The following is a 24,521-nucleotide window of genomic DNA, read 5'->3' on the forward strand; positions in this document are numbered from 1 at the left end:
GCGTTGGAGTGGGGTGGGGAGGGGGCAGTGCTGGTTGGGTGTTCGGCTGCGGCGATGCATGGTGCGGTGTGGATGGAAGGGTTTCCGGCCGAGATTCTGGTGCCTCGGCGGGCGCGGCCGCCCGCGAATGTGCTGGTCTGCCGGGATGTGATCGCGGAGGAAGAGATCGTTCTGGTGGACGGTCTGCGGTGCACGACTCCGGTGCGGACGGCCTTCGATATCGGACGTCGCCGGCGCGGTTGGCTGGCGGTCGCCCTGCTCGACTCACTGTTTCGGGCAACCGAATTGGATGCGTCGGAAGTGGAGGCATTCACCAAGCTGCATCCGGGCGCACGGAACTGCCGAAAGCTGCTGGAGCTGTTGGCCTTTACCGACGCCGGCGCCGAATCGATTCAGGAGTCCCGCCTGCGGCTGCTGTTGCAACGGGCCGGATTGCCGAGACCGGAAACTCAGATCCCGGTCCAGCTGACCCGTACCGCCGGCGCCCGGCTGGACATGGGTTACCGGCGATGGATGGTGGGCGTTGAATACGAAGGCGCGCAACACTGGTCGGATCCCCGCCAGTTCACCCACGACATCGACCGCTACAACCTGCTCGCTACTCTCGGCTGGATCATCATCCGAGTCGACGCAACCCTGCTCCGTGACAATCCTCGCGAGGTCATCGCCAAAGCCACCGCCGCCCTCCATTCCCACGGATACACATCGCCGAGTGGCACACCACCGAGGGAAATTCAGGCAAATCCCCTCGGTGGTGTGCCACTCGGCGAATAGTCAGACCAGGCTGCGGGCGGCGATGATGGCGGCGGCGGTGCGTTGGCCCATGCGGACGGCGCCGTCTACGTGTTGGAAGCCGTGGCCTGCGAGGTCGGAGCAGGAGAAGTGGATGGGGCCGACGGGGGTGCGGTGGTCGTGGCCGTAGCGGGTCATGCCGCCCAGGTCGAAGCTGACGCCGTAGGCGCCTCGGGTCCATTCCTCGGTGCCCCAGTCGGATTCGTAGAAGACGACGGGGTTGGCGGCTTCGGGGCCGAGGTAGCGGACCAGGCAGTCGAGGGCGGCTTGTTTGCGTTCGGCGGCGTCCATGGAGAAGTAGAGGTCGGCTTGGGTGTGGGCGATGAAGCCGACCATGGCGCCGTTGTCGACGCCGTGGTTGGTGTTGTCGTACACCTCGGACACCAGGTCGGTGTCGCTGAAACCGGTTCCGGACAGGCCCTTTTCGCGCCAGAACGGGGTCTCGTACACCGCGTGCACCTTCACAACGAAGCCCATCGACATGTGCTGGTGCATCTGGTGGCGGCGGCGCGGCAGCGGGGGATCGAAGCTGATCCCCGCGTACAGGTTCGGCGGCACCGCCAGCACCACGCGATCGGCGTGCACCTCGAGGTTGCCGTCGGCCCACACGGTGACGCCGGTGTCGGACCACTGGATCTTGCGGACCGGCGCGTTCAGGTGCACGTCAGCGCCGAGCGAGGCGGCCAGGCGCTGCGAAACCTGCTGCATGCCACCGATGACGCGCTTGTCGAGCATGAAGGTGTCGGTGGCGAGCGAGGTGTAGGAGCCCTGCGCGGCGGCCATGTGCAGCGCCTGCAGGGTGGAGAAGGTGTTGGCGGGCTTGGTCAGCATGGCGCCGGCGACGAAGAACGACACGGTCTCGCGGGCGTACTCGTTATCGGACTGGCCCTCCAGCCAGAGGCTGAACGGGATCGAATCCAGTTCGGCCGCTTGCGGATGCGCCCACGGCTCCTCGGCGCCGACCTCGGCGGCCAGCTGGTCGAGCAGGGCCAGCATCCGGTCGATCTCGGCGGCGGTTTCGGCGGGCGCGGGGAACACGTCGCCGGTGAATTGCTGCCGGGTGCCGTCGGCGGCGAGATACACCGACTCGCCCTCGCGGTAGCGGGAGAAGGTCGAGAGCCCGAGCTCCTCGACCAGCGCCAGTGCCGCGGTGTGGTGGGGTGAGAGCCACTGGCCGCCGATCTCGATCATCGCCCCGTCGATGTTCCCGGTCCAGGTGCGGCCGCCGACCCGGTCGCGGGCCTCCAGCACGGCCACCGACAGACCGGCCTTGCGCAGTTCGGCGGCAGCGGTCAGACCGGACGGTCCGGCCCCGACGATCACGACGTCACGAGTGATGACAGCCACGAGAGCTCCTTACCGGTAATTCGACATCAGGCGATAACCCGATGGTTGCTAGTTCAGTATGTGTGCGCGGTCACGATCGCGCCCGCGCCGTTTCGGTGAGCCGGCCCGCCCCTCATTCGCCGAATCGGCGTGCACGGGCCGGATCATCCCCCGACCTGCGGGTCAGTGAGCCGGGAGCGGCTCGTTCTGGGTGATGCAGTGGATGCCGCCGCCGCGCGCGAAGATCGGGCGGGCATCGACGAGCACGATCCGGCGGCCGGGATAAACCTGGGCCATGATCTCGGCGGCCTCGGCATCGGACGGATCGTCGAACGCGCACAGGATGACCGCGTCGTTGCAGACGTAGTGATTGATGTAGCTGTAGTCCACGAAACCCTCCTCGTCGCGCAGCGTGCGCGGCGCGGGCACCGGGATCACCTCGAAAGGCACTCCGGCGGAGGTGGTTTCGGCGGCGAACTGCTTCATCAACTCGCGGCTGAGCTCATGGTCGGGATGCTCCGGATCGCGCTGATCGTGCACCAGCACCACACCGGGCGACGGCAGCGCCGCCACTATGTCGGCGTGCCCGCGGGTGCCGAAGCGCTGCGAATCTCGCCACAGCCCGCGCGGCAGCCAGATCGCGGTGTCGATGCCGATGGTGCGCCGCAGCTCGGCCTCCACATCGGCCTTGGTGAGACCGGGATTGCGGAACGGATCCAATTGCACGGTCTCGGTGAGGATCACCGTGCCCGCGCCGTCGACCTGGATACCGCCGCCCTCGTTCACCAACGGCGAATCGACGACCGGCACCCCGGCCGCGGTGGCGACCGCCCGGCCGATGGCCGAGTCCTTGTCCCAGCGCGCCCAATCCTGTTGGCCCCAGCCGTTGAACACCCAGTCCACCGCGGCCACCGACCCGTCCGCCGCGTGCACGAAGGTCGGACCGATATCGCGCATCCAGGCGTCATCGAGCGGCGCTTCGAACAGTTCGATCGCACCGGACAGCATCCGCCGCGCGTCGGCGGCATCGGCCGGATCCACGACCATGGTCACCGGCTCGAACTCCGCGACCGCGTGGGCGACGGCGGACCAGGCGGCCCGCGCCTCGTCGACGGCCTCCGGGGTCGCGGTGATCTCCGAACCGACCGGAGGGAACGCCATCCAGGTCCGCCGGTGTTCCGCATGCTCGGCGGGCATCCGCCAGCCGGCGCCCTCGGCCGCCATCAGGCCCGCCCGAACGGGTAGTCGCGCTCGACCGGCGCGGTGAGCCGCGCGTAGGTGTCGGGGCGGCGGGTCTCCAGGAACGGGAACAGCGTCAGCCAGTCCTTGCGCTGATCCAGATCCAGATCCGCCACCAGCACGGCGGATTCGTCGCGCGGGGCCTGCACCAGGATCCGGCCGTACGGGTCGGAGATGAAAGACGAACCGTAGAAGGTGATTTCGCCTTCGTCGCCGTAGCGGTTGGGCACGATCATGAAGGTGCCCGCGGTAATGCCGTTGCCCACGATCACGTGCTGCCACAGCGGCTGGGTGTCGAAGGCGGGGAAGGACGGCTCCGAGCCGATGGCGGTCGGGTAGACGATGACGTCGGCGCCGGCGAGCGAGTACATGCGGGCGACCTCCGGGAACCATTCGTCCCAGCAGGTCGGCATGCCGATGCGCACGTCACCGAGATCGGCGTGGCTGTGCGGCCGGTACGCCTCGTCGGTGGCCGGGCCCGCGCGGAAGTAGGTGTCCTCGTAGTAGCCCGCGCTGATCGGGATGTGCAGCTTGCGGGTGCGCCCGACCAGTTCGCCCTTGGGGGACACCAGGATCGCGGTGTTGAAGCCGAGGCCGTCGCCCTGATCGGCGCGCTCGTAGAGCGAGGCGTGCACGAAGATGCCGTGCTCGACGGCCGCCTCGGCCGCGAAGGTGAAGGTCGAGCCGGTCTCCAGGTCCTCGGCGTCGGCGGCCGGGTTGTCGCCGCCGCGTACGAAGGCCGGGTACTTGCTGAAGGTCACCTCGGGCAGGAAGACCGCCTTGGCCCCGAGTTCGGCGGCCTTGGCGATGCCCTCGTTCAGCTCGGCGCGCATCGCCGCGGTATCGGCCTGCCAGCGGTGCTGGATCAGGGCCACGCGCAGCGGCTCGCGAACGGGGGCTTCGACGCGGGCGTGCGAGACGGGCGGCTCGAAACAGGTGATGACGTTCATGACTACTCCTTCTCGAAATGGTCTGGGGGACAGAGATCTTCGACTACGACGGCATGGGATCGCCGGACACCGCGCGGGGCAGGGTCGCGCCGCGGAAGTACTCCGGTTGCCGCAAGCGCTGCCAGAGCATCAGCACCGCGCCCAGCGCGAGGATCCCGAAGCCCAGGTAGAAGACCAGTCCGATACCGAAAAGCGAGGCGCCGCTGCCGACTTCGGGCTTGAGGCTCTCGCGCACCGAGATGCCGAACACGACCAGCAGCATGGTGCCGCCCAGCAGCGGGAACAGCAGCTTGAACAGGAAGTCGCGGGCCGAGGCGAACCAGCGGTTACGGAAGTACCAGACGCAGGCGAAGGCGGTGATGCCGTAGTACCAGCAGATCATGATGCCCAGTGCCGCAATGGTATCCAGCAGCACGTGCTCCGAGAGGAGTGCGGTGATGGCGTAGAAGGCGCCCGCCACGACCGCGGCGATCGCGGTGCCGAAACGCGGCACCTGGTACACCGGGTGCACGCTGGCGAAGCGGGCCGGCAGGGCCTTGAAGGTGCCCATGGCCAGCATGGCGCGCGCCGCGGGCAGGAAGGTGGCCTGCAGGCTGGCGATGGTGGAGACCAGCACGGCCGCGAACAACAGCAGCTCGCCCGCCCCGCCCATCACCGGTTGGGCCAGTGCGCCGAAGACGTTGTCGTGCGCGGCATCACTGCTCAGGCCGACGCCGGTGTCGCCGACGCCCGCGTACCACATGAGCGCCACCGCGAGCAGCAGATAGGTGCCCAGCACGGTCAGGATCGAGAGCAGTCCGGCGCGGCCGGGCGTGCGCTGCGGATCCTTGCATTCCTCGCCGAGGGTCAGCGCGGTGTCCCAGCCCCAGTACATGAACACCGACCCGATCAGGCCGATCGCGAACGCGCCCAGGGTGAGTCCGGTGAATGGGTTGAACCAGTCGATGTCGAAGCTCAGGCCCGACGGCGCGTCGCCGTTCACGGCCTTGGCCAGCGCGATGCCCGCGAACAGCAGCAGCACCACCAGCTGGAAGCCGACCAGCACGTACTGCGCGCGTTCACTCGAGCTGATCCCGCGGCTGGCCGCCCACCCGGCCGCCGCCAGGAAGGCCAGCGTGGTCACGATATTGATGAGCTTGTTGTCGCCGAGGGCGGCAATGGATTCCGAATGCGCGAGGCGTCCGATGAACAGATAGAGGAACTCCGCACCTACTGCCGCGATATTGGCCAGCACGATGACCACGGCGATCACCGAGCCCCAGCCCGCCATCCAGCCGACATACGGGCCGAGTGCCCGCGCCGACCAGGTGAAGGAGGCGCCGCAGTCCGGGGTCTCGGAACTGAATTCGCGATAGGCGTAGGCCGCGAGGAACATCGGGATGAACCCGGCGATCAGCAGCGCGGGCATCTTCAACCCGACGGCGGCCACGATCAGGCCCAGGCTGGCGGTGGTGGTGTAGGCGGGTGCGATGGACGCGATACTCAGGACCGCGCCGGCAATGGTGCCGACCTTGTTGGTGGCCAGTCCCTTGCCGCTGGCGGCATCCTGGGTATCACGCGACGCCATTGTCGCCTCGGAGGCATTCTGCACGAGCATCCAAGCTCCTGAAACTGGGTCTGGTTGCGCCGCATGCCATTTCGGGATGCGGCGCGACCTCGCCGATGGAGAACCGATCCGGCGGAGTGGAAGCCGGGATCGGGTGGGCGCGTTATCCGGCTCAGGGGCCGGTGCGCCGGGTGACATCAGCGCGTGAGCGCGACGTATTTGGTGTCGAGGTATTCGTCGATCCCCTCGGATCCACCCTCGGTGCCCAGACCGGACTGCTTGATCCCGCCGAACGGGGCGGCCGGATCGGAGATGACGCCGCGATTGACGCCGACCATGCCGGCCTGCAGCGCGTTGGAAACCCGCAGGGCCCGATCCAGGTCCCGGGTGTAGAAGTAAGCGGCCAAACCGTATTCGGTGTCATTGGCCGCGGTCACGACGTCGTCCTCGGTGTCGAAACCGTAGATGGCGGCGACGGGTCCGAAGATTTCCTCGCTGTGCATGCGCGCGGTGCGCGGCACATCGTCGAGGACGGTGGGCTGGAAGAACCAGCCGGGGCCGTCGATGGCCTTGCCGCCGGTGCGAACCACCGCGCCCGCCGCGACCGCGTCCTGCACGAGGGCGGCGACATTGTCGCGCTGGCGCTCGTTGATGAGCGGACCGGTGTCCACGCCGGATTCGTAGCCGGGTCCGACACGCAGCGCACCGATCTTCTCGGCCAGCCGCGCCGCGAACTGCTCGCGAATCGAGTTGTGCACGTAGATGCGGTTGGCCGCGGTGCACGCCTCGCCGCCATTGCGCATCTTGGCGGCCATGGCCCCGGCCAGCGCCTGGTCCAGGTCGGCGTCCTCGAAGACGATGAACGGCGCGTTGCCGCCCAGCTCCATCGAGGTGCGCAGGACATTGTCGGCGGCCTGACGCAGCAGCAGCTTGCCGACGCGGGTGGAACCGGTGAAGGTGACCTTGCGCAGGCGCGGGTCTGCCAGCAGCGGCGCGGTGATGGCCGCGGCGTCGCTGCCCGGCAGGATCGACAGCACGCCCGCGGGCAGTCCGGCGTCGGCGAAGATCTGCGCGAGCGCCAGCATGGTCAGCGGGGTGTCCTCCGCGGGCTTCACGATCACCGTGCACCCGGCCGCCAGCGCGGGCCCGATCTTGCGGGAACCCATGGCCAGCGGGAAGTTCCACGGCGTGATCGCCAGGCACGGGCCCACGGGCTGCTTGGTGACCAGGATGCGTCCGGTCCCGGCGGGGGAGTCGGTGTAGCGGCCGCCGACGCGCACGGCCTCCTCGCTGAACCAGCGCAGGAATTCGCCGCCGTAGGCGACCTCGCCGCGCGCCTCGGCGAGGGTCTTGCCCATCTCCAAGGTCATCAGCAGCGCGATCTCCTCGGTGCGCTCCATGAGGATTTCCCAGGCGCGGCGCAGGATCACCGCGCGCTCACGCGGAGCGGTTGCGGCCCAGGCGGATTGGACGCGGCAGGCCGAGTCCAGGGCGCGCAGCGCGTCCGCGCCGGAGGCGTCGGCGACCTCGGTGAGGATCTCGCCGGTGGCCGGATTGCGTACGGCGAACGAGGATCCCGAGACGGCGGGGGCGGCCGCGCCGTCGATCCAGACACCGGTAGGGACCAGCTCGCTGATCCGGTCGTATTCCAACATCGTTCTCCTAGACCGGGTTTCAGGCGAGCGCGGCGATGGCGGTGCACAGCACCGTCAGCGCCTCGTCGAGCAGTTCGTCGGTGATGACCAGCGGGGGCAGCAGGCGGATCACATTGCCGTAGGTGCCGCAGGTCAGGGTGATGACACCCTGCTCGAGGCAGCGCTTGGCGACGGCCGCGGTGAGGGCGGCGTCGGGCTCGGTGGTGCCGGGGCGCACGAACTCGAGCGCCAGCATGGCGCCGCGGCCGCGGATATCGCCGATGGCCGGAACCCGCTGCGCCAGTTCGGCGAAGCGCGCCGTGGCGACCTCGCCGATGTGGCGGGCGCGGGCGGGCAGATCGTGGTCGCGGATGGCGTCGATGGCGGCCAGCGCGGCGGCACAGGCCACCGGATTGCCGCCGTAGGTGCCGCCCAGGCCGCCCGCGTGCACGGCGTCGAGCAGTTCGGCGCGGCCGGTGATGGCCGACAGCGGCATGCCGCCCGCGATGCCCTTGGCCATCGTGATGATGTCGGGCACAACGCCTTCGGCCTCGCAGGCGAACCAGTCGCCGGTGCGGGCGAAGCCGGTCTGCACCTCGTCGGCGATGAACACGACGCCGTTGGCGCGCGCCCACTCGACCAGGGTCGGCAGGAATCCCGGTGCGGGCACGATGAATCCGCCCTCGCCCTGGATCGGCTCGATGATGATCGCTGCCAGGGAATCCGCGCCGATCTGCTTCTCGATTCGCGAGATCGCCTCGCGCGCCGCGGCCACGCCGTCCTGGCCGCCGTCGCGGAACGGGTAGGACATGGGCATGCGGTACACCTCGGGCGCGAACGGGCCGAAATGCGCCTTGTAGGGCATGTTCTTCGCGGTCAGCGCCATGGTGAGGTTGGTGCGGCCGTGGTAGGCGTGATCGAAGGCGACCACCGCGGTGCGGCCGGTGGCCAGGCGCGCCACCTTGATGGCGTTCTCCACGGCCTCCGCGCCGGAGTTGAACAGCACGCTGCGCTTCTCATGGGTGCCCGGGGTCAGCTCGGCGAGCCGCTCGCAGACCTCGATGTAGGCCTCGTACGGAGTCACCATGAAGCAGGTGTGCGAGAAGCGCTCGATTTGCTCCTGCACCGCCGCAACGACTTTCGGATGCGCTGCGCCGACATTGGTGACCGCGATGCCCGCGGCCAGATCGATGAGCGAATTGCCGTCGACGTCCACGATGACGCCGCCGTCGGCGTCGGCGGCGTACACCGGCGCGGTGGAACCCACACCCGCGGCGACGGCGGCCTTGCGGCGCGCGGCCAGCTCCTGCGAGCGCGGGCCCGGTAGCTCGGTGTGCAGCACCCGCTGCTGCGGGAGTCGGTAGGTGATCTCGGTCATTCGGAAGTCCTTCTGCGGAAAAGGGTTTGAAAGCGGGAGAGCGCCGTCAGTCGTGTGCGCTCATGACGTGCTTGATGCGGGTGTAGTCCTCGACGCCGTAAGCCGAGAGGTCCTTGCCGTAGCCCGAGCGCTTGAAGCCGCCGTGCGGCATCTCGGCCACCAGCGGGATGTGGCAGTTCACCCACACCGCGCCGAAGTCCAGGGCGGCCGAAACGCGCTGCACCACACCGTGATCGCGGGACCAGACGCTGGAGGCCAGGCCGTAGTCGACATCGTTGGCCAGGCGCACGGCCTCGTCCTCGTCGGCGAAGGGCTGCACGGTGATGATCGGGCCGAAGGTCTCCTCCCGCACGATCGGATCCTCCTGGCGCACACCGGTGATGACGGTCGGGGCGAGGTAGAAGCCGCTGTCGCCGACGCGTTCGGCGCCGGTGGCGACGGTCGCGTGCGCGGGCAGTGCGGCGAGTTTGCCGGTGACCGACTCGAAGTGGCGAATGTTGTTGAGCGGACCGTAGGCCGCTTCCGGATCGTCGGGCAGGCCCGGCTTCACGGTTTGCGCCTTCTTCACCAGGGCGGCGACCAGGTCGTCGTGGACGGATTCGTGCACCAGCACGCGGGTGGCCGCGGTGCAGTCCTGCCCGGCGTTGAAGAAGGCCGCATCGCCGATGCGGTCGGCGGCCAGTGCCAGATCGGCGTCACCGAACACGACCACCGGGGCGTTGCCGCCGAGTTCGAGATGCGCCCGCTTGATCTGCTCGGCCGCCGCGGTCGCCACCGCGATGCCTGCGCGCACCGAACCGGTGATGGCCACCATGTCCAGGCGCGGATGGCTGACCAGCGTCGCGCCGCTGGCGGCGGTGCCGAGCACGACATTGAGGACGCCGTCCGGGAGGATGCCCTGCGACAGTTCGGCAAGCTTGAGCGTGCTGCCCGGGGTGGTGTCACTCGGCTTGAGCACCACCGTGTTTCCGGTGGCCAGCGCCGGGCCGATCTTCCAGATGGCCATCATCAGCGGGTAGTTCCAGGGGGTTACCTGGCCGATCACACCGACGGGTTCACGGCGGACATACGACGTGAAGCCCGCCATGTACTCGCCCGCGGACTTGCCCTCCAGCATGCGGGCGGCACCGGCGAAGAAGCGCAGGTGATCGGCACCGGCGGCGACCTCCTCGCTGGCGACCAGGTGCTTGGGCTGCCCGGTCTCCCGGCACTGCGCCTCGACCAGCGCGTCCGCATTGGCCTCGATGGCGTCGGCCAGCTTCAACAGCGCGGCCTGGCGCTGGCTCGGGGTGGCGGCCTTCCAGGCGGGGAAGGCGCGGTCCGCGGCGGCGACGGCGGCATCGATGTCGGCCTGTCCGGAGATCGGGCTGTGGCCGACCACCGATTCGTCGACGGGACTGATCAGCTCGAACGACTCCGATGCGGCGGCGACGACGAACTTTCCGTCGATGAAGTTGCGAAGCGTGTCAGTCATGTAGGCCCGATCTCTTTCGAAGTGGGGTGCGCTGTGGTTGACCGCCAGTGTGCTGCGTGACACACCCCCGCGTCACCTGCCGGATCGGTGAGTCGGCAGAATGTCGTTTCGACAAGTTGTACAGATAGCCACGGGAGAGCTGTGAACGCGGGAATTCCGGTCCGCTGGGTGCTGACCCAGCCCGAGCTGGGTTTGGTGCTGCGCGGCGGCGGTGATGGGCTCGGCCGGGCCATCACCCTGGTGCTCACCTCCGAGCTCGCCGAACCGCAGCAGTGGATGTCCGGCGGGGAGTTGGTGCTCACCACCGGCATGGGATTGCCGCTCGGGCGCGCGGATCGGCAGCGGTATCTGGAGGACTTGCACGCGGTCGGCATCGCCGGCGTCGGGTTCGGCGTCGGGCTGTCCTACGAGAGCGTGCCGGAGGATCTGATCGAGGCCGCCGATCGGCTGGGGTTGCCGCTGTTCGAGGTGCCGCTGCCGACTCCGTTCGGCGCGATCACCAAGAAGGTGATGCAGCGGCTGGCCGATCAGGAGTACGAGAAGGTGCTGCGGGCCTCCCGCGCGCAGCCGCGCCTGACCCGGGCCGCCATTCAGGGGGCGCGGGCGATGAGCAAGGAGCTGGCGGCGGCGCTGTCGGCGACCGTGCTGGTGATCGGGGCCGACGGCGCGATCACCGAGGCGCAGCCGCGCAAGCCCGCCGCCGGGATTCTGGAGCGGATCGAGGAATTCCTCGGCACTCGCGGGGATGGTGCGGGCAGTGGCGTCATCCAGGTGAGTTCCGGGCAATACATTGTGCTGCAAGCCATTACGGCCGGGCAGACGGTGCACGGGCATCTGGCGGTGGTGACCGACGGGGCGTTGAGTTCCGTCGATCAGGTGCTGCTGGGCCATGCCAGTTCGTTGCTGGCCATCGATTTCGAGAAGCCCGCGCGCTTGCGTATCGCCCAGAACCGCTTGAACTCTCAGGCCATGGCCATGCTGCTGGCCGAGCCGGGTGATCCGGACACCATGTGGCAGACCCTGGCCACCGCCGCCGATCGCACCGGCCGTGTGCGCGCCATGGTGCTGCGCTGCGCCTCCCGGGATGCCGCCGGGCAGGCGCTGGAAACCGTTGACGCGCAACTGCGTCCGCTCAATCGGCAGCTGTTCGCGCATATCGCGGGGGATCGGGTGGCGGTGCTGCTGTCCGGCGCCGACTCCGACGACACCGCCGAACAGCTGCTGACCGGGATGCCCGCGCCGGTGCGCGCCACCCTGCGCGCGGGGCTGAGCGCGCCACAACCGTTGCGCCGCTTCACCGCCGCGGTGGAGCACGCCGAACTGGCCGCCTCCGCCGCCATGCCGGGAGCCCGGCCGCTCGAGCTCGCGGCATCGGCGGGCCATGCGCTGCTGGCGTTCCCGGAGGCGCAGCGGGTGCTCGGCGCGGTCTCCGAGGCCATGCTGCAACCGCTGGTCGACTACGACGAGCGCAACGGCACCGACCTCATCGGCTCCCTGCGCGCCTACCTCGAGGCGCACGGGCAGTGGGAGACCGCCGCCAATGTCCTCGGCGTGCACCGGCATACGCTGCGCAGCCGAGTCGCGAAGATCGAATCGGTACTCGGCTGCCAGCTCGATCAGGCGCTGGTGCGCGCCGAACTGCTGCTCGCGGTCATCGCCCGCCGGTGACCGCCGCGGCGGCCAGTTCGGCATTGACGACGCACAGCCGGGCGATATCGACGGTGCCGTCCCGGTGCAGCCTGGCGACGAGATCGATCAGACGGTCCGCGGCGGAGCTGTCCTTCCAGCGCGCGACATGGTCGCGGGCCACATCGTCCGCGGTGGCGTCGGCCAGCACCGCGGCCACCAGTGTGTGCCAACGGGATTGGAGTTCCTCCGCCAGCACCGTAGCGGCCAGGGTCTCCCAGTGGTCGGCGGTGCGGGTGGTGGCGAAGGTGGTCGCCAGCCGGTCCAGGCCGATGAGTTCGCCCAGTTCCCGGTAGGTCTGGGCGACCAGCGCGACCGGGAGGCCGGTGCGGCGCGCGGTATCGCTCAGCGGCAGCGCCTGGGAGAGCAGACGCAGATTCGCGAGGTTGCGGCCCGGGTGACCGCCCGGGCGGGGGAGGACGGCGGTGAGTTCGGCGACCAGCGGTGCGTGATGGTCGATTTCGGCCGCCCAGGTGTCGGCCGAGCGATGCGTGAGCAGCCAGGCGGCGGCCTGTTCGACCGCATCCTGAATGCCCTTGAGCACGCCCATGCGGACCTGCGGCGGCACGCCCGGCAGCGCCAGCGCCTCACGCCACCAGCGATCCACCTCGAGGATCTCGTCGACGACCGTGCAGGCCAGCACGATCTGCGGGGTGTCCACGCCGAGCCGTTCCTCGAGGCGGTGGATGAGGCCCGGGCCGACCCGGTTGATCACCCGGTTGGCGGCCGCCACCGCGACGATCTCGCCGGCGACCGGGTGCGCGGCGAGCCGCTCCTCACCCAGCAGGGTGCGGACCGAGTCGGGGAAGTAGTCGGCCAGCAGTCCCGCGACCACCGGGTCGTTCGGGGCGTCGGAGGACAGCAGTTCGTCGCGGACCAGGTTCTTGGCGGTGGCCAGCAGGACCGCGATCTCCGGGCGGACCAGGCCCTGTCCGGCGCGGTGGCGGGCCGCGAGTTCGGCCGGGGCGGGCAGGAATTCGGCGGAGCGCTCGAGGCCGGTCGCCTGCTCCAGGTTCTCGATCAGGCGGCCGTGGCGGTCGACGAGGAAGGGCGCGTGTGACTCGGCGAGGCTGATGGCCAGCGCCTGCGCGTCGCAGTCGGCGAGGACGGCGCGCACCACCTCGTCGGCATTGGCGGCCAGCAGGGCGTCCCGTTCGGACACCGTCGAAAGGCCCTCCGTGACAGCGGTATTCAGGGCGATCTTGAGATTGACCTCGCGGTCGGAGGTGGCGACGCCACCCGCGTTGTCGATGAAGTCGGCGTTCACCTTGCCGCCCGCGACGGCGAATTCGATGCGGGCGCGCTGGGTGAGGCCCAGATTGCCGCCCTCGCCGATCACCCGGCAGCGCAATTGATCCGCCGTCACGCGCACCTCGTCGTTGGACGGGTCCGCGACATCGGCGTCGAGTTCGGCGCGGGCTCGCACATAGGTGCCGATGCCGCCGTTGAACAGCAGGTCGACCTCGGCGCACAGCATGGCGCGAATCAGTTGCGGCGCGGTCATTTCCGTGTCGTCGACACCGAGCAGGCGCCGCACCTGTGGCGAGAGCGGAATCGTCTTCGCGGTCCGCGGCCAGACGCCGCCGCCCGCGGAGATGAGCGCGGGGTCGTAGTCGGCCCAGCTGCTGCGCTCCAGCGCGGCCAGGCGGGTGCGTTCGCGATGCGAGAGCACCGGGTCCGGGTCGGGGTCGAGGAAGATGTGGCGATGGTCGAAGGCGGCGACCAGTCGGACGCAGTCGGTTTCGAGCATGCCGTTGCCGAAGACGTCACCGGACATATCGCCGATACCGGTCACGGTGAAGGGCTGGGTGTCCGGATCGATGCCGAGTTCGGCGAAGTGCCCGCGGATCGAACGCCACGCACCGCGCGCGGTGATGCCCAGCGCCTTGTGGTCGTAGCCGGTGGAGCCGCCCGAGGCGAACGCGTCGTCCAGCCAGAAACCTCGTTCGACCGCAATGGAATTCGCCAGATCGGAGAACCGTGCGGTGCCCTTGTCGGCCGCCACCACCAGATAGGAATCCGGCTCGTCGTACACCACCGTGGCGGGCGGCGGGGTGGGGACGCCGTCGATGACATTGTCGGTGACGTCGAGCAGGCCGCCGATGAACGCGGCATAGGCGAATTCGACCGCGGCCGGATCGGCGCTGCCGCCGCGCACCACGAACGCGCCCTTGGCGCCCATCGGCACGATCACCGAATTCTTGACCGTCTGCGTCTTCATCAGGGCCAGGACCTCGGTGCGGAAATCATCGGCCCGATCCGACCAGCGCAGGCCGCCGCGAGCGATGACCCCGCCGCGCACATGGCTGCCCTCGACCTTCGTGGAATGCACGAAGATCTCGCGGTAGGGGGTGATCGGCCCGGACAGCGACAGCCGCGACGGGTCGATCTTGAACGCGGCGACCGCGCGGTCCGGCTGGAACCAGTTGGTGCGCAACAGCGCCGAGCAGAACGTGGTCAGCCCGCGCAGCAGTTGATCCTCCGGCCGGGTGGCCGCGGCCTCGAGCCGGCGCCGCACCTCCGCCTCGGCCCGCTCGATCGCCGCGGCGCGTTCCGGCTCCAGGGGATCGAAGCGGGCGTGGAACAGGGCCACGAACGCGCGCACGAAATCCGGATGGCCGGTGAGGATTTCGGTGATGGTCGGACCGCCCAGGGGCAGCCCGGCCTGGCGCAGGTATCGGCAGGCGGCCCGCACCAGGACGGCATCGCGCCAGCTCAAACCGGCGGAGGCGACGAGTCCGGTGTAGCCGTCGATCTCGAACTCGCCCGCGACGGCGGCCCCGAACGCCTCGGCCAGCAGCTCCGCCACCTGCTCGGTCGGCTCGACACCCTCGGGCCGGAAGGTGAATTCGTGTTCGCGGTCCGCGCCGTTGGCGTTCACGTCATGGGTGATGACATGCAGTCCCAGCGCCGAGAAGATCTCGATCAACTCGGTCAGTGACGGCCCGGCGCCCCGCCAGGTCAGCCGGGCGCGGGGCGGCATCGCGCCGGGATCGAACTCGAGCCGCGCCGCGGCCCGCGCTCGATCCTGGTCCAGCGTGCCGACCCCTGCTGCGCGACTCATTCGAATCAACTCCCGTGCGTGACCTTGGTGGTTTGGCGATCAATCTGCCGCACGGAGACGTGGAACACAGTGGACGATCCGTAGTGCGCGGGCGGTCACCGCACTCCGTGTCGTCTATTCCGTGTCCGGTCGGGTGTCGAGGGCGCGGGGGTTCAGGCGGTCAGCGCCTTGTCGATGACGACGGGCTCGAGGGTGGGCTGCCAGGGATTGGGTTCCAGGCCGCTGAGGATGTCGTCCAACAGGGGTGCGTTGGCGATGCTTCCGGAGCCGTAATGTCCGGAGGCGCGGGCGCTGGCGATCACGGCGTAGATGGCCGTGGCATAGATTTCGGAGCGGGGGGCGAGGACTACCGCGCCCTCGGCTTCCAGATGGCGGAGTCGGTCTTCGACCGCATCGATTACCTCTCGTAGTGCACGAATCTCTATGTCGGGTTGGCCGTCCACGTCAGAACCCCCTGTACGCGTGCCCTCTGCTCGCCGACGGGCAGTGTCGGCCCCAACAGCACACCATCAGCGACCGGATCAGGCGACCAAAACCGAATAGTTCGGATGGAACTCCCTTGAATCACGATCGGATCAAGTGGCGGCGCAGGGACCAGGGGAGGGCGGTGAAGAGGGAGAACATGGCCGCCGCTGTGGCGGGGAGGTTTTCGCGATCGGAGAGGTAGGCGCGTTGGACGGCGGGGGATAGCTGGAAGAACGCGTCGAAGAATTGGGGGAGCGCGGCGGGCGGGAGGGCGAGGAGGGCGCGTAGGCCCTTCCGGCGCAGCAGGTTTACGGCGCGGGCGGAGAGGGGCCAGGTCGGGTCGCCCGCCAGTACCGCGTCGGCCAGTCTGAGGGAGGTGGCGACGCTGTAGCCGGTGGCCGGGTGCATCAGGGCTCCGGCCGCGCCGAAGGCGGCCGGGGTGGGTTTGCCGCCGTGGAGGGGGAAGCGGACTCGTTCGACGGGCTCGGTGCCGGTGAGAGTCAGTCCGCGGGAACGCAATCGGTGGTGCAGGCGGGTTCGCAGGGTGGCCGGGTCGAGGGCGGGGCGGCCTGCCAGGCAGGTTTCCTCGAGCAGGACACGATCGTCGGCGAGCGGGACGGCGTACAGGAATGACGGGGGCTCATCGGGTTTCGCGCCGTTGTCGTCGCGCCAGTCCATGAACAGGGTGTCGGGGTCGGGCCAGCGGTCGCGCTCGACCATCACACCGAAGGCGGTCTGTTCCGCGAGCGCGGGGGAGCGCGGGACGCCGCGGGCGTCGATGACCCGGCCCGCCGGAAGGATCCGGCCCGAGGCCAGCCGGACCGCGGGGAGGTCGAGGCCCTGGGTCGTGTGCCGGGCCGGGCGGATGATCTCGGCTACTCGGTCCTCCAGCAGGCGGGCGCCGGTGAGGTCGAGGGAATCTTGCAGTGCCGGGGTATCGAATACGACGTAGCGACGGTCGAGTTCGATGCGGCGGGTCGTCCACGCGACGGGGTGGTCGACGGTGGCGGCGAGGGCCTCCGGCGCCAGCCACTCCGGTAGCTCGTCCGCCCAGGCAGCGTAGGTGGGTGTCCAGCGCCGCCGGGGGTGCGGGTCGACGATGGTGACCGTGAGTCCGTGCGCCAGCGCGCGGTGGGCGAGGGCACGGCCCGCGGGGCCCGCGCCGCAGATGAGCAGGTCGTCGGTCACCTTGTGATTGGATCATGATCGATGACCCGCTTACGCTTCGGGAATGAATGCCGGACCGGGGAGGGTCCGGGCGGGCCACGAAAGGTGAGCAGATGACGTATCCACCAGGCGGGGTCGGTGGCGATCCGAATGCCCACGGGCAGCAGCCACAGCAGCCGGATCCGGCGTGGTGGGATCATCCCGCGCAGCCGGCGGACGGGCAGGCCGATCCGCAGCGGTGGGAGCCCACGCAGCTGGGCATGGCCGCGGCGCAGCAGCCGAATCCGCAGCAGCCGAATCAGAACTGGGAGCCGACGCAGCTGAATATGGCTGCGCAGCAGGTGAATCCGCAGGATGCCGGGTACGGGCAGCAGCCGGGGTACCCGCAGGATCCGGGATACGGTCAGCCGCAGGGATATCCGCAGGGTGCTGCGTTCGGACAGCAGACGGGCGCGGGTTACGGTCAGCCTCAGGGCTATCCGCAGGCGGGGTACGGGCAGCAGCCCGGATTCCAGCATCCGGGATTCCCGCCGCCGCAGCCGAAGTCCAAGGCCGGATTGATCATCGGACTGGTGGTCGGCGCGGTCGTGGTACTGGCGGTCGCGGTGGGCGGCATCGTGCTGGTGTCGAAGAACGACGACTCCTCCTCGCAGGCCGACGCGACCACGACCACGTCGCTGGAGACCACGTCGGCCCAGGCCACCACCCGCACCGCCCCGACCACCACGAAACCCGCGTCCGGCGGCAAGGGTTTCAGCTACACCGAATACGGCAAGGACTGGAACTTCAAGCTCGGCGACGTCGCGCTGCAGGCCGCGTATGTGTCCGGCCGCGACTACGACTCGTGCGCCCCGATCGAGGAGGCGGGCAAGCTGACCAGCCTCGGCTGCAAGGCCGCCTCCGAGATGGCGTGGAAGGCCGAGGGCGGCCAGCTCATGCTGACCCAGTTGGTGCTGACCATGTCCGACACGGACAAGGCGTCCTCCGCGGACGGGCAGTTCGATGACAAGGACGTGATCCTGCCGGAGGGCAGCTACATCGCCGACTTCGAGAACGGCAAGTGGCGCGATGGCAGTCAGGGCAAGTTCCTGGTCATCACCGTCGCCACCGCCACCGCCTCGGTGGACGACGAGACGGTCAGCAAGTATCTGAAGTACCGCAACAGCGACACCCTGGGCGCGCTCGCCTTCCGCTGAGCTCGCTCCGAACGAACCGCGCCCGGCACCGAGTATCGGTGCCGGGCGCGAGTTTTCGCTATGACGTTGGATTCCGCCTGAGGCTCAGATGCCGCCGGTGGCCAGCAGTCCGCCGTCCACCCGCACGGTCGTGCCGGTGATCCACGCCGACTCGTTCGAGGCCAGGAACCCGATCAGCGCGGCCACATCCTCCGGCGACCCGAGCCGCTTCATCGGATACACACCCGCCGCCGCCTCCTCGTCCGCCGAGTACAGCGCATCCGCGAACTTCGTCTTGATCACCCCCGGCGCCACCGCATTCACCCGAATCTTCGGCCCCAACTGCCAGGCCAACTCCTCGGTGAGCCGAATCAACGCCGCCTTCGACGCCCCGTAAGCCGCGATCACCCCCGTCGACCGCAGCCCGGCAACACTGGCCACATTGACCACCGCACCCCCGTGCTCACCCATCCACGCCTTGTACGCCTCCTGCACATACCCCAGCGCCGCAACAACATTCACATCGAAGATCTTGCGCACGGCCTCCAGATCCGCCTCCATCAACGCCCCATAAACCGGATTGATCCCGGTGTTGTTGATGAGCACATCCAACGACCCGAACTGCTCAACCGCCGTGGCAACCTGCAGGGCGCGCGCCTCAGCATCCCCGGAGTTCCCGGCAACCGCGACAACTTTCCCCGGATGCCCAAGCCCCCGCAGCCGCTCCGCAGCCTCCTCCAGCGCTTCCGCCTTCCGAGCCGAAATCACCACATTGGCCCCGCGCCCCAGCAGCTCCGCCGCCACCGCGAACCCAATCCCCCGACTAGCCCCGGTAACCAGCGCGCTCTTCCCCAACAAGTCATCACTCATGTGACGGCACGTTACTTCAGTCCCTCCCCCCGTGTGCACCCCCTCCACGCAGAAGCACCGCCTCCACCTCGGGGGCACGCCACCCCCCTTTGTCCGGAACGAGCGATGTCCCGCGTCCTGCTCCCTGTATGGACGACCCGCACCGTTTCGGATTCCGTTGCGCGCGCTACTTGTTCGGATAGCAGGCGGTCGCGGCAGTGGCCTAGGGTTGCGCTGTGGAGAGCGACGAACTGGACGAATCCCTCACCTTCGCGACTGCGCAGGCGATCGATGCTGCTTGGGCTTCCTGGGGGCGTCTCGACACCGACGTGATCGCCCACCTGATCAACCCGGCTTTCCTGGGTGGCCCGGCTTGGCCGGCGCTGCGCCAGGCCTACACGATCACTCGTCGCGACAATGCTCTGCTGGTTGCCAGCAGCGGTCTCGCCGACCCCACAGCCTGGGATGACGCCGAACCGACCAACGGCTATGAACTCAAGGTGTACGGCATCTCGGCGGACCTACCCGCCGACGGCGACACAATCGCTGTCGCAACATCATGGCTGGGCGATTTGGTGCGATCGGTGTCGAATCAGGTGGCGCACTTCGGGTTCAGAGTTTCCGCCATGCTCGACCGGTACGACCTGATCACGCTGGCCCTGCCCGACCTGGACCTCGTCGATGGTGCCGACGATTATCTGGACGATGAGATGGCCGTGGTGATGCTCGGGCTGACCGATACTGAACTACCCGCCACAGTTCCGGGCCCGCTGTCCTCGATCCGCCTGGTCAACGTGAAGCTCCTGACCGCTGCCGAGGGTCGGTTCTGCGTGAACAACTCTATCGGGGACGACAATGCCCGCCGCGAACTTGCGCGTCGCTTTGCCGAGCAAGGCCGCCCCCTATGGTCGAGCCTGAGCCGTCCTTCTGTCGTCTGAGGAAGAATCGAAGCAAGCAGGAATCAGCGAACGCACTGATCTGCTGATTTCAGGTATTCGGATGGTTGAGTGGTGATTTCATGGATCTACTTGGTCCGGGACGTGCTGGGCGTGCCCGATGATCGGGCTCGATGAGCAGTGGGGCGAGATCCGTGCGATCGCGGATCGGGGTCGTAGATCGACCGGGCATTTCGCGATTGCGTCAGTGGATGCCGAGGGGATGCCGAACATCACTCCGGTGGGCACGGTCTTCTTCAGGGATGACTGCACCGCCTTCTACTTCGACCAGTACACCGATGCGTTGGCGCGCAACCTCGATGCCAACCCGCAGATATGTCTGATGTCGGTCGACCGCGGACCGTGGTTCTGGTTCCGTTCGTTGCTGTTTGGCCGATTTGCCGCTGCTCCGGGCGTGCGACTGTACGGCACGGTCAGCGCCAAGCGCCCCGCGACTATCGCTGAACTCGAACAGGTCCGGCAGCGGGTGCGCCCGATGCTGCTCTTACCGGGCGGCAAACTGTTGTGGTCGGACTTCAGTCACGTCCGCGACATCACCTTCACAAGCTCCCGGTTGGTGCGCTACCCGGTCATGATGTCGCACCTGCCGCTCCCCACGATCAGGACATGATCGTCATCGGCCACAACTGAGCCCAAGCGGGTCCGGCTGCGAGGCGGCGGTGATCGCGGCGGTGAGGTGTTGGGCGAGGAGTTGTGGGGCGGACGCGTGGGCTAGGTGGCCTTGTTCGGGGATCCGGATTACGGAGGCCTGTGGGAGGGCTGCGGCAATCGTCGCGAACGCTGTGCCGTAGGGCGGCAGGTTCTCGTTGAGTTCGCCGAGTAGGAGTGTGACCGGGATGGTCAGGTCGCGGTAGGACTCCAGGTGGGGCGGGTAGTCGTTGATGGCGGCCAGTTCGGCGGCGACGGGAGCGGACAGTGACCGCAGCACCGGCCAGGCCGGGCTGCGACGCAGGTCCGACACGTAGTCGCTGGAGAACCCGGATATCTCGGTGTTGACGAGTTCGACCACGCGGTCGAAGTCGTTGTGTGCCAGGGCGTTCCGGAGTGGTTCGATCGCTGACGGGGCGAACGGCCGGGTGACGGGCTCGTAGGCGGTGAGCGAGCGGATCGTTGGCCGCTCGACGGCGGTCTCGAGGGCGATGAGACCCCCGTAGCTCCAGCCGAACAGGTGGGCTTCGCCGCCGATTTCGTCCAGGATCCGGTGCAGGTCATCGATTTCGACACGGACGCTGTAATCGTCGCCGAGCGGCCCGCTGGGCAGCCGACCGCGCCGGTTGACCGTCACCACCGGATTCGGCAGCTCGATATGGTCGACCACGTCCTGCCAGGTCGCGGCGTCGGCCATGACACCGGGCACCAGCACCACCGGCAGGCCCTCACCGTCGCGAATCCTCGCGCTGAGAGTGGTTCCGGCACGCTCGATTCGAAGCACGCGCTGCTGGCTCTGTGTGGATGCCCTGTCGGACAAGGGATTCCTCCTCACTCGTCGGCCACTATGGGAAGTTGATCTCCCTTACCGCCAACAGCTGTCGAACAGTCGGCATTCCACGCCCTCGCGGACTCCACACCGTTGCATCGACGCGCCGGCCGGCCGGACGTTGTTCGAGGCGATGCTCATTGTGATGGGGTTTGGATGTCGATGCGGAGGGAGACGTTTCGGCCGTGAACCTTGGTGACGGTCACCTCGGCGGTTGTGGTGTGTGTGCCGTCGTTCACGGTGCAGAACACGGTTGCGCCGGGTCGGCCGCGAAGCTCGGGACAGGAGACCAGCAGCGTGGGTGGGTGGCCGAACTTGTCGGTGTAGGCGGTCGAAACACGTTCGGCGACAGCCTCGCTGGAGACATGGAGGACACCGGTGTCGTCGGAGTTGTGCGCGCTGAGGGCGATCGAGCCCGCGTAGTAGAGAACGCCCACGATGATGAAGACGATCATCAGCGCTCGCCCGGCCGCTGAAATCAACAGGGGGCGTGTCGGGCTGGCCGGCACGGGTGCGAATTCGTCGGCGGGGGCGCGGTCGCCGAAGACTCCGAATGGGTAGGTGGGCGTCACCATGGCGAAGTAGGCGGAGGTACGCAGTTGGGTTCGCAGCAGTGCCGCGCTCGCCTGGAATACCGGGCGGGGCGGGTAACCGGCGATGAGCGTGATCAGCCACAGGATCACCGCCAGTACGCCCCAGCCGATGAACAGCAGGCCGGTCAGCAGCAGCATCGGTAATGCCAGGGGGAACCGGAAAAGCACAGCGAACCGGTTCAATCGGGTCGGTGCCGGGAAGTGCACCCGTATCGGATACTCAACCGAGGAATCCAGGGAGTACGGCGGATACTGATCGATGAGCAGCAGCAGGTATCCGTGCACGCGCACCGTGTAGCCCAGGCAGGCGCGGATGAACTCACCACACCAGTCCGGCAGTCGTCCCATGCCGAGCGCGGCGAACCAGCCCAGCAACATCGCGACCTCGGTCGCGATCGTCAACGCCCAGACGACGATCAGCTGCGGTATCGCCAGTAGCAGCCGCAACAGCACTGTCCATCGGCGTTGCCGGTCCGGCGGGAACACATCCAATTCGACGGGCAGCGCCGGGGGAGCGGGCGGCGCGAATTCAGCCCCGGTCGGAAAGCCTGCTGTCATGTGCTGCACCAACTTTCGGGACGCCCGATGGGATTCCGCGGTCAGTACTCGATGCCGACGGGTTGTTGGCCGTTCGGGCAGGCCGCGCCCGGAACCGCACTTGGACACGTATGCGGGAATCGACTGGCAAGATCACTAACGGCTGATCCTAACCAGTTCTGACCAGCCAGAATCGCGCTCGTCGGCACAATTCGGTCACGGCCGGGCGGGCGCCACGCCACTCTGCGAATGTCGTAGGGTACCGATTGGTCTGTAATCCGATGCTTCCTCCTTCGAAAAGGAGCACGCATGCCCAAAGGGCGCGGAACGATTCGTACCGGCATCTGGCGTAGCGGATTCGTAGCGGCGGCGTGTGCGGCCCTGACCATGAGCGGCGCCTCCGCGACTGCGCATGCGGACCAGACCTCCTGGTTCTCGCTGCAGCCCGGCAATTGCGCCAACGGCTTTACTGTGGCCAACATCGGCGGTGATTCGGGGTGGGCCTCACTCGTGCCCTGCATCGTTCCCCACGATGCGGAAGTCGTCGTGAGAATCAACTACTACGGCGAGCCGTGGCCCGGGGAAGCGGAGATCTATGGCCGGGCCTGGAACGCCTGCACGGACCCTGTGCCGAGACTGGTCTACAACCGCTTCTACCGGGTGACCTGGTCCGCGATCTACCCCAATACCGAGCAATGGTGGGAAACCAATCCCACCATTGTCTGCGTCGTGGTCGACGCTGGTGGCGGCCAGCTGATCGGTGGCTTTGTCGGGCAGCCGCAGATTCCGCTGCTCGGCTTCCAGCGATGATTCGGTGCCCCGTCGCTCTCGACGTCGAGTTCGCGGCACTCGCCGCGGCGGTTTCGGTGGCCCGCGACGCGATAACCCTCGACCGCGGCCCTGATCGCCGTTCAACCGAGTGCCGTTGCGGTAGCGCCGGAAGTCGGTCCGCGCGCGGCCGTGGAGACTCGGCTCGTGTCAGGAGTTCTCGGAGGAAAACTTCCCCTGTCGCGAAACGCAAAGCTTTTCGAAGCGCCTGACCTGATTCGGGGGTACCTGATAGCGGAGCTTCCAGGGCTGGCCGTTCGCGGTTGCCTTGCGGTAGTTCTCCGCGCGATTGACCTGGTCTGGCTGCGGATTATCTGGCAGCGGTTGCCAGCTGTTCTTGGCGGACTCCTTGTTCATCGCATTGATGGTGTTCGTGTAGTGAGCCGCTCCGAGGCCAGGGTTGAAAGTACAGGTCACAGTTGCCAACTCGTTGTCTGTGAAGTCGGCGTGATGGACGCTCACAGAAGTGGGCGCCACCGGCTGGGCAGCTGCCGGTGGCGCGAGAATACCGGTGCCGAACCCGGCTGCCACCACGATCCAGGACACAACAGTGCAGGTTTGCTCGCGGTTCATGCCGTCCAATTCAAGCCGCTCTACGTCCCGTTCTCCGTCAGCACGCCGTCGTGGCGGAGTTTCGAGTGTGTCTCACCTGTTCGAAATCGCTGGTAATCACGGTCTTTCAGTGATCGGGGCGATCGATAACGCGCGCCCCGGAGGCGGCTCGGCTGGGGTGGCGGTTCGCGATCGACTGTCTAGCAACGCTTCAGGAATGAAGGTGTTCCACTCGGCCGGGCGGGGGTCGGTGGTGTCGTGGCGAGGACGCAGGTCGAGACCCGCCGTGCCGCAGCGCATCCCACCTGGTTCGCTGCGCGATCGCTAGACTGCTATGTGTTCGATCGAGCGGTTCACGCACGAAGGCAACCCATCACGCCAGCGACGTGTCGTCGACACCATCAGCTCACCCGGCACTGTGGTCGACGGCCAGACAGGAGCGGGTTATGTCACCGATCGAAGCGATCACGCAAATGCTCACCACGGTGTTGACAGCACCGTTCACCACGATCGAGAACATCGCCGTCGCCGTGATCAGCGGCTCGGGCGGTGGCGGAGCCAAGGGATAGTTGTCATCTCCGGAGTTCGGCTGAGCTGGCTATCGTGCCCTGGAAACTTTTTTGAGATGGGGTGCTAGTGTCATGAATCGTAAGTTCGTTGGCGGTGAAGGGTATAGGGTGGCCGCGTGCCGCCGAAGGTCGAGCCTTTGAAGCTGTCGGATACCGAACGTCAGGTGCTGGTGGGATGGTCGCGTCGTCGAAAGACGGCGCAGGCATTGGCGCTTCGGTCGAGGATCGTGCTGGCGTGTGCGGAGAGCGGGTCGAACTCCGAAG

General features: G+C 68.0%; 21 protein-coding genes and 1 pseudogene. 8 read left to right on the forward strand and 14 right to left on the reverse strand.

What is annotated here, in order from left to right:
- Positions 1-774: endonuclease domain-containing protein (locus tag ACAM49_RS27655; protein ID WP_369638476.1), on the forward strand; the 774-nt coding region annotated here is incomplete at its 5' end.
- On the opposite strand, the gene ACAM49_RS27660 is transcribed toward ACAM49_RS27655, so the two are convergent.
- The 7 genes from ACAM49_RS27660 to ACAM49_RS27690 all read right to left on the reverse strand — a co-directional run bounded on the left by ACAM49_RS27660 (position 775) and on the right by ACAM49_RS27690 (position 10,339).
- A complete protein-coding gene (locus ACAM49_RS27660; protein ID WP_369638477.1) occupies positions 775-2,139 on the reverse strand; it encodes a flavin monoamine oxidase family protein in 1,365 nt (454 codons plus the stop codon). It abuts the gene before it with no gap.
- Between the two features lie 162 nt (positions 2,140-2,301).
- Positions 2,302-3,342: an agmatine/peptidylarginine deiminase gene (locus ACAM49_RS27665; protein ID WP_369638478.1), complete on the reverse strand. Its 1,041-nt coding sequence runs from the start codon at positions 3,340-3,342 to the stop codon at positions 2,302-2,304.
- Complete coding sequence (locus tag ACAM49_RS27670; RefSeq protein WP_369638479.1) at positions 3,342-4,307, reverse strand: nitrilase-related carbon-nitrogen hydrolase; 966 nt, start codon at positions 4,305-4,307, stop codon at positions 3,342-3,344. Before ACAM49_RS27670 ends, ACAM49_RS27665 begins: the two co-directional genes overlap by 1 nt.
- 43 nt (positions 4,308-4,350) lie before the next feature.
- Positions 4,351-5,874 carry an APC family permease gene (locus ACAM49_RS27675; protein WP_369638496.1) on the reverse strand — a complete coding sequence of 508 codons (1,524 nt, stop codon included), beginning with the start codon at positions 5,872-5,874 and terminating at the stop codon, positions 4,351-4,353.
- A gap of 176 nt (positions 5,875-6,050) precedes the next feature.
- Complete coding sequence (locus ACAM49_RS27680; RefSeq protein ID WP_369638480.1) at positions 6,051-7,508, reverse strand: NAD-dependent succinate-semialdehyde dehydrogenase; 1,458 nt, start codon at positions 7,506-7,508, stop codon at positions 6,051-6,053.
- 19 nt (positions 7,509-7,527) lie between these two features.
- Positions 7,528-8,865, reverse strand: a complete 1,338-nt coding sequence (gabT, locus tag ACAM49_RS27685; protein ID WP_369638481.1) for a 4-aminobutyrate--2-oxoglutarate transaminase — start codon at positions 8,863-8,865, stop codon at positions 7,528-7,530.
- Between the two features lie 46 nt (positions 8,866-8,911).
- On the reverse strand, positions 8,912-10,339 hold the full coding sequence (locus ACAM49_RS27690; RefSeq protein WP_369638482.1) for an aminobutyraldehyde dehydrogenase: 1,428 nt from the start codon (positions 10,337-10,339) through the stop codon (positions 8,912-8,914).
- 141 nt (positions 10,340-10,480) lie between these two features.
- On the opposite strand from ACAM49_RS27690, the gene ACAM49_RS27695 reads away from it, so the two are divergent.
- Complete coding sequence (locus ACAM49_RS27695) at positions 10,481-12,007, forward strand: PucR family transcriptional regulator (protein WP_369638483.1); 1,527 nt, start codon at positions 10,481-10,483, stop codon at positions 12,005-12,007.
- On the opposite strand, the gene ACAM49_RS27700 is transcribed toward ACAM49_RS27695, so the two are convergent.
- The 3 genes from ACAM49_RS27700 to ACAM49_RS27710 all read right to left on the reverse strand — a co-directional run bounded on the left by ACAM49_RS27700 (position 11,991) and on the right by ACAM49_RS27710 (position 16,742).
- Positions 11,991-15,089, reverse strand: a complete 3,099-nt coding sequence (locus tag ACAM49_RS27700; RefSeq protein WP_369638484.1) for an NAD-glutamate dehydrogenase domain-containing protein — start codon at positions 15,087-15,089, stop codon at positions 11,991-11,993. The genes ACAM49_RS27695 and ACAM49_RS27700 overlap by 17 nt on opposite strands.
- Before the next feature lie 152 nt (positions 15,090-15,241).
- Positions 15,242-15,532 carry a hypothetical protein gene (locus ACAM49_RS27705; protein WP_369638485.1) on the reverse strand — a complete coding sequence of 97 codons (291 nt, stop codon included), beginning with the start codon at positions 15,530-15,532 and terminating at the stop codon, positions 15,242-15,244.
- 121 nt (positions 15,533-15,653) lie between these two features.
- Positions 15,654-16,742, reverse strand: coding sequence for a lycopene cyclase family protein (locus ACAM49_RS27710; RefSeq protein ID WP_369638486.1), 1,089 nt, complete (start codon positions 16,740-16,742; stop codon positions 15,654-15,656).
- A 92-nt stretch (positions 16,743-16,834) separates the two neighbouring features.
- On the opposite strand from ACAM49_RS27710, the gene ACAM49_RS27715 reads away from it, so the two are divergent.
- On the forward strand, positions 16,835-17,917 hold the full coding sequence (locus ACAM49_RS27715) for a hypothetical protein (RefSeq protein WP_369638487.1): 1,083 nt from the start codon (positions 16,835-16,837) through the stop codon (positions 17,915-17,917).
- Between the two features lie 84 nt (positions 17,918-18,001).
- Here ACAM49_RS27715 and ACAM49_RS27720 read toward each other — a convergent pair whose 3' ends face one another.
- Positions 18,002-18,766: an SDR family oxidoreductase gene (locus ACAM49_RS27720; protein WP_369638488.1), complete on the reverse strand. Its 765-nt coding sequence runs from the start codon at positions 18,764-18,766 to the stop codon at positions 18,002-18,004.
- Between the two features lie 215 nt (positions 18,767-18,981).
- Here ACAM49_RS27720 and ACAM49_RS27725 point away from each other — a divergent pair, with 215 nt between their 5' ends.
- A complete protein-coding gene (locus ACAM49_RS27725; RefSeq protein ID WP_369638489.1) occupies positions 18,982-19,683 on the forward strand; it encodes a hypothetical protein in 702 nt (233 codons plus the stop codon).
- A 118-nt stretch (positions 19,684-19,801) separates the two neighbouring features.
- Positions 19,802-20,311 (forward strand): pyridoxamine 5'-phosphate oxidase family protein, encoded by a 510-nt coding sequence (locus ACAM49_RS27730; RefSeq protein ID WP_369638490.1) that lies wholly within the window; start codon positions 19,802-19,804, stop codon positions 20,309-20,311.
- Positions 20,312-20,314: 3 nt separating this feature from the next.
- Here the strand turns inward: ACAM49_RS27730 and ACAM49_RS27735 are convergent, their stop codons facing one another.
- Entirely contained in the window at positions 20,315-21,169 is an 855-nt protein-coding gene (locus ACAM49_RS27735) for an alpha/beta fold hydrolase (RefSeq protein ID WP_369638491.1), read from the reverse strand.
- A 146-nt stretch (positions 21,170-21,315) separates the two neighbouring features.
- Positions 21,316-22,329: a DUF4389 domain-containing protein gene (locus ACAM49_RS27740; protein ID WP_369638492.1), complete on the reverse strand. Its 1,014-nt coding sequence runs from the start codon at positions 22,327-22,329 to the stop codon at positions 21,316-21,318.
- A 288-nt stretch (positions 22,330-22,617) separates the two neighbouring features.
- Between ACAM49_RS27740 and ACAM49_RS27745 the strand changes: the two genes are divergently transcribed.
- Positions 22,618-23,118: a hypothetical protein gene (locus ACAM49_RS27745; RefSeq protein WP_369638493.1), complete on the forward strand. Its 501-nt coding sequence runs from the start codon at positions 22,618-22,620 to the stop codon at positions 23,116-23,118.
- A 168-nt stretch (positions 23,119-23,286) separates the two neighbouring features.
- Here the strand turns inward: ACAM49_RS27745 and ACAM49_RS27750 are convergent, their stop codons facing one another.
- Positions 23,287-23,709, reverse strand: a complete 423-nt coding sequence (locus tag ACAM49_RS27750) for a hypothetical protein (protein WP_369638494.1) — start codon at positions 23,707-23,709, stop codon at positions 23,287-23,289.
- Between the two features lie 425 nt (positions 23,710-24,134).
- Between ACAM49_RS27750 and ACAM49_RS27755 the strand changes: the two genes are divergently transcribed.
- On the forward strand, positions 24,135-24,257 hold the full coding sequence (locus ACAM49_RS27755; RefSeq protein ID WP_369638495.1) for a hypothetical protein: 123 nt from the start codon (positions 24,135-24,137) through the stop codon (positions 24,255-24,257).
- A 116-nt stretch (positions 24,258-24,373) separates the two neighbouring features.
- Positions 24,374-24,521 (forward strand): annotated as a pseudogene (locus ACAM49_RS27760) (IS630 family transposase); the annotation flags it as partial.

Origin of the sequence: Nocardia sp. JMUB6875, assembly GCF_041154655.1 — a bacterium.
GTDB lineage: Bacteria > Actinomycetota > Actinomycetes > Mycobacteriales > Mycobacteriaceae > Nocardia.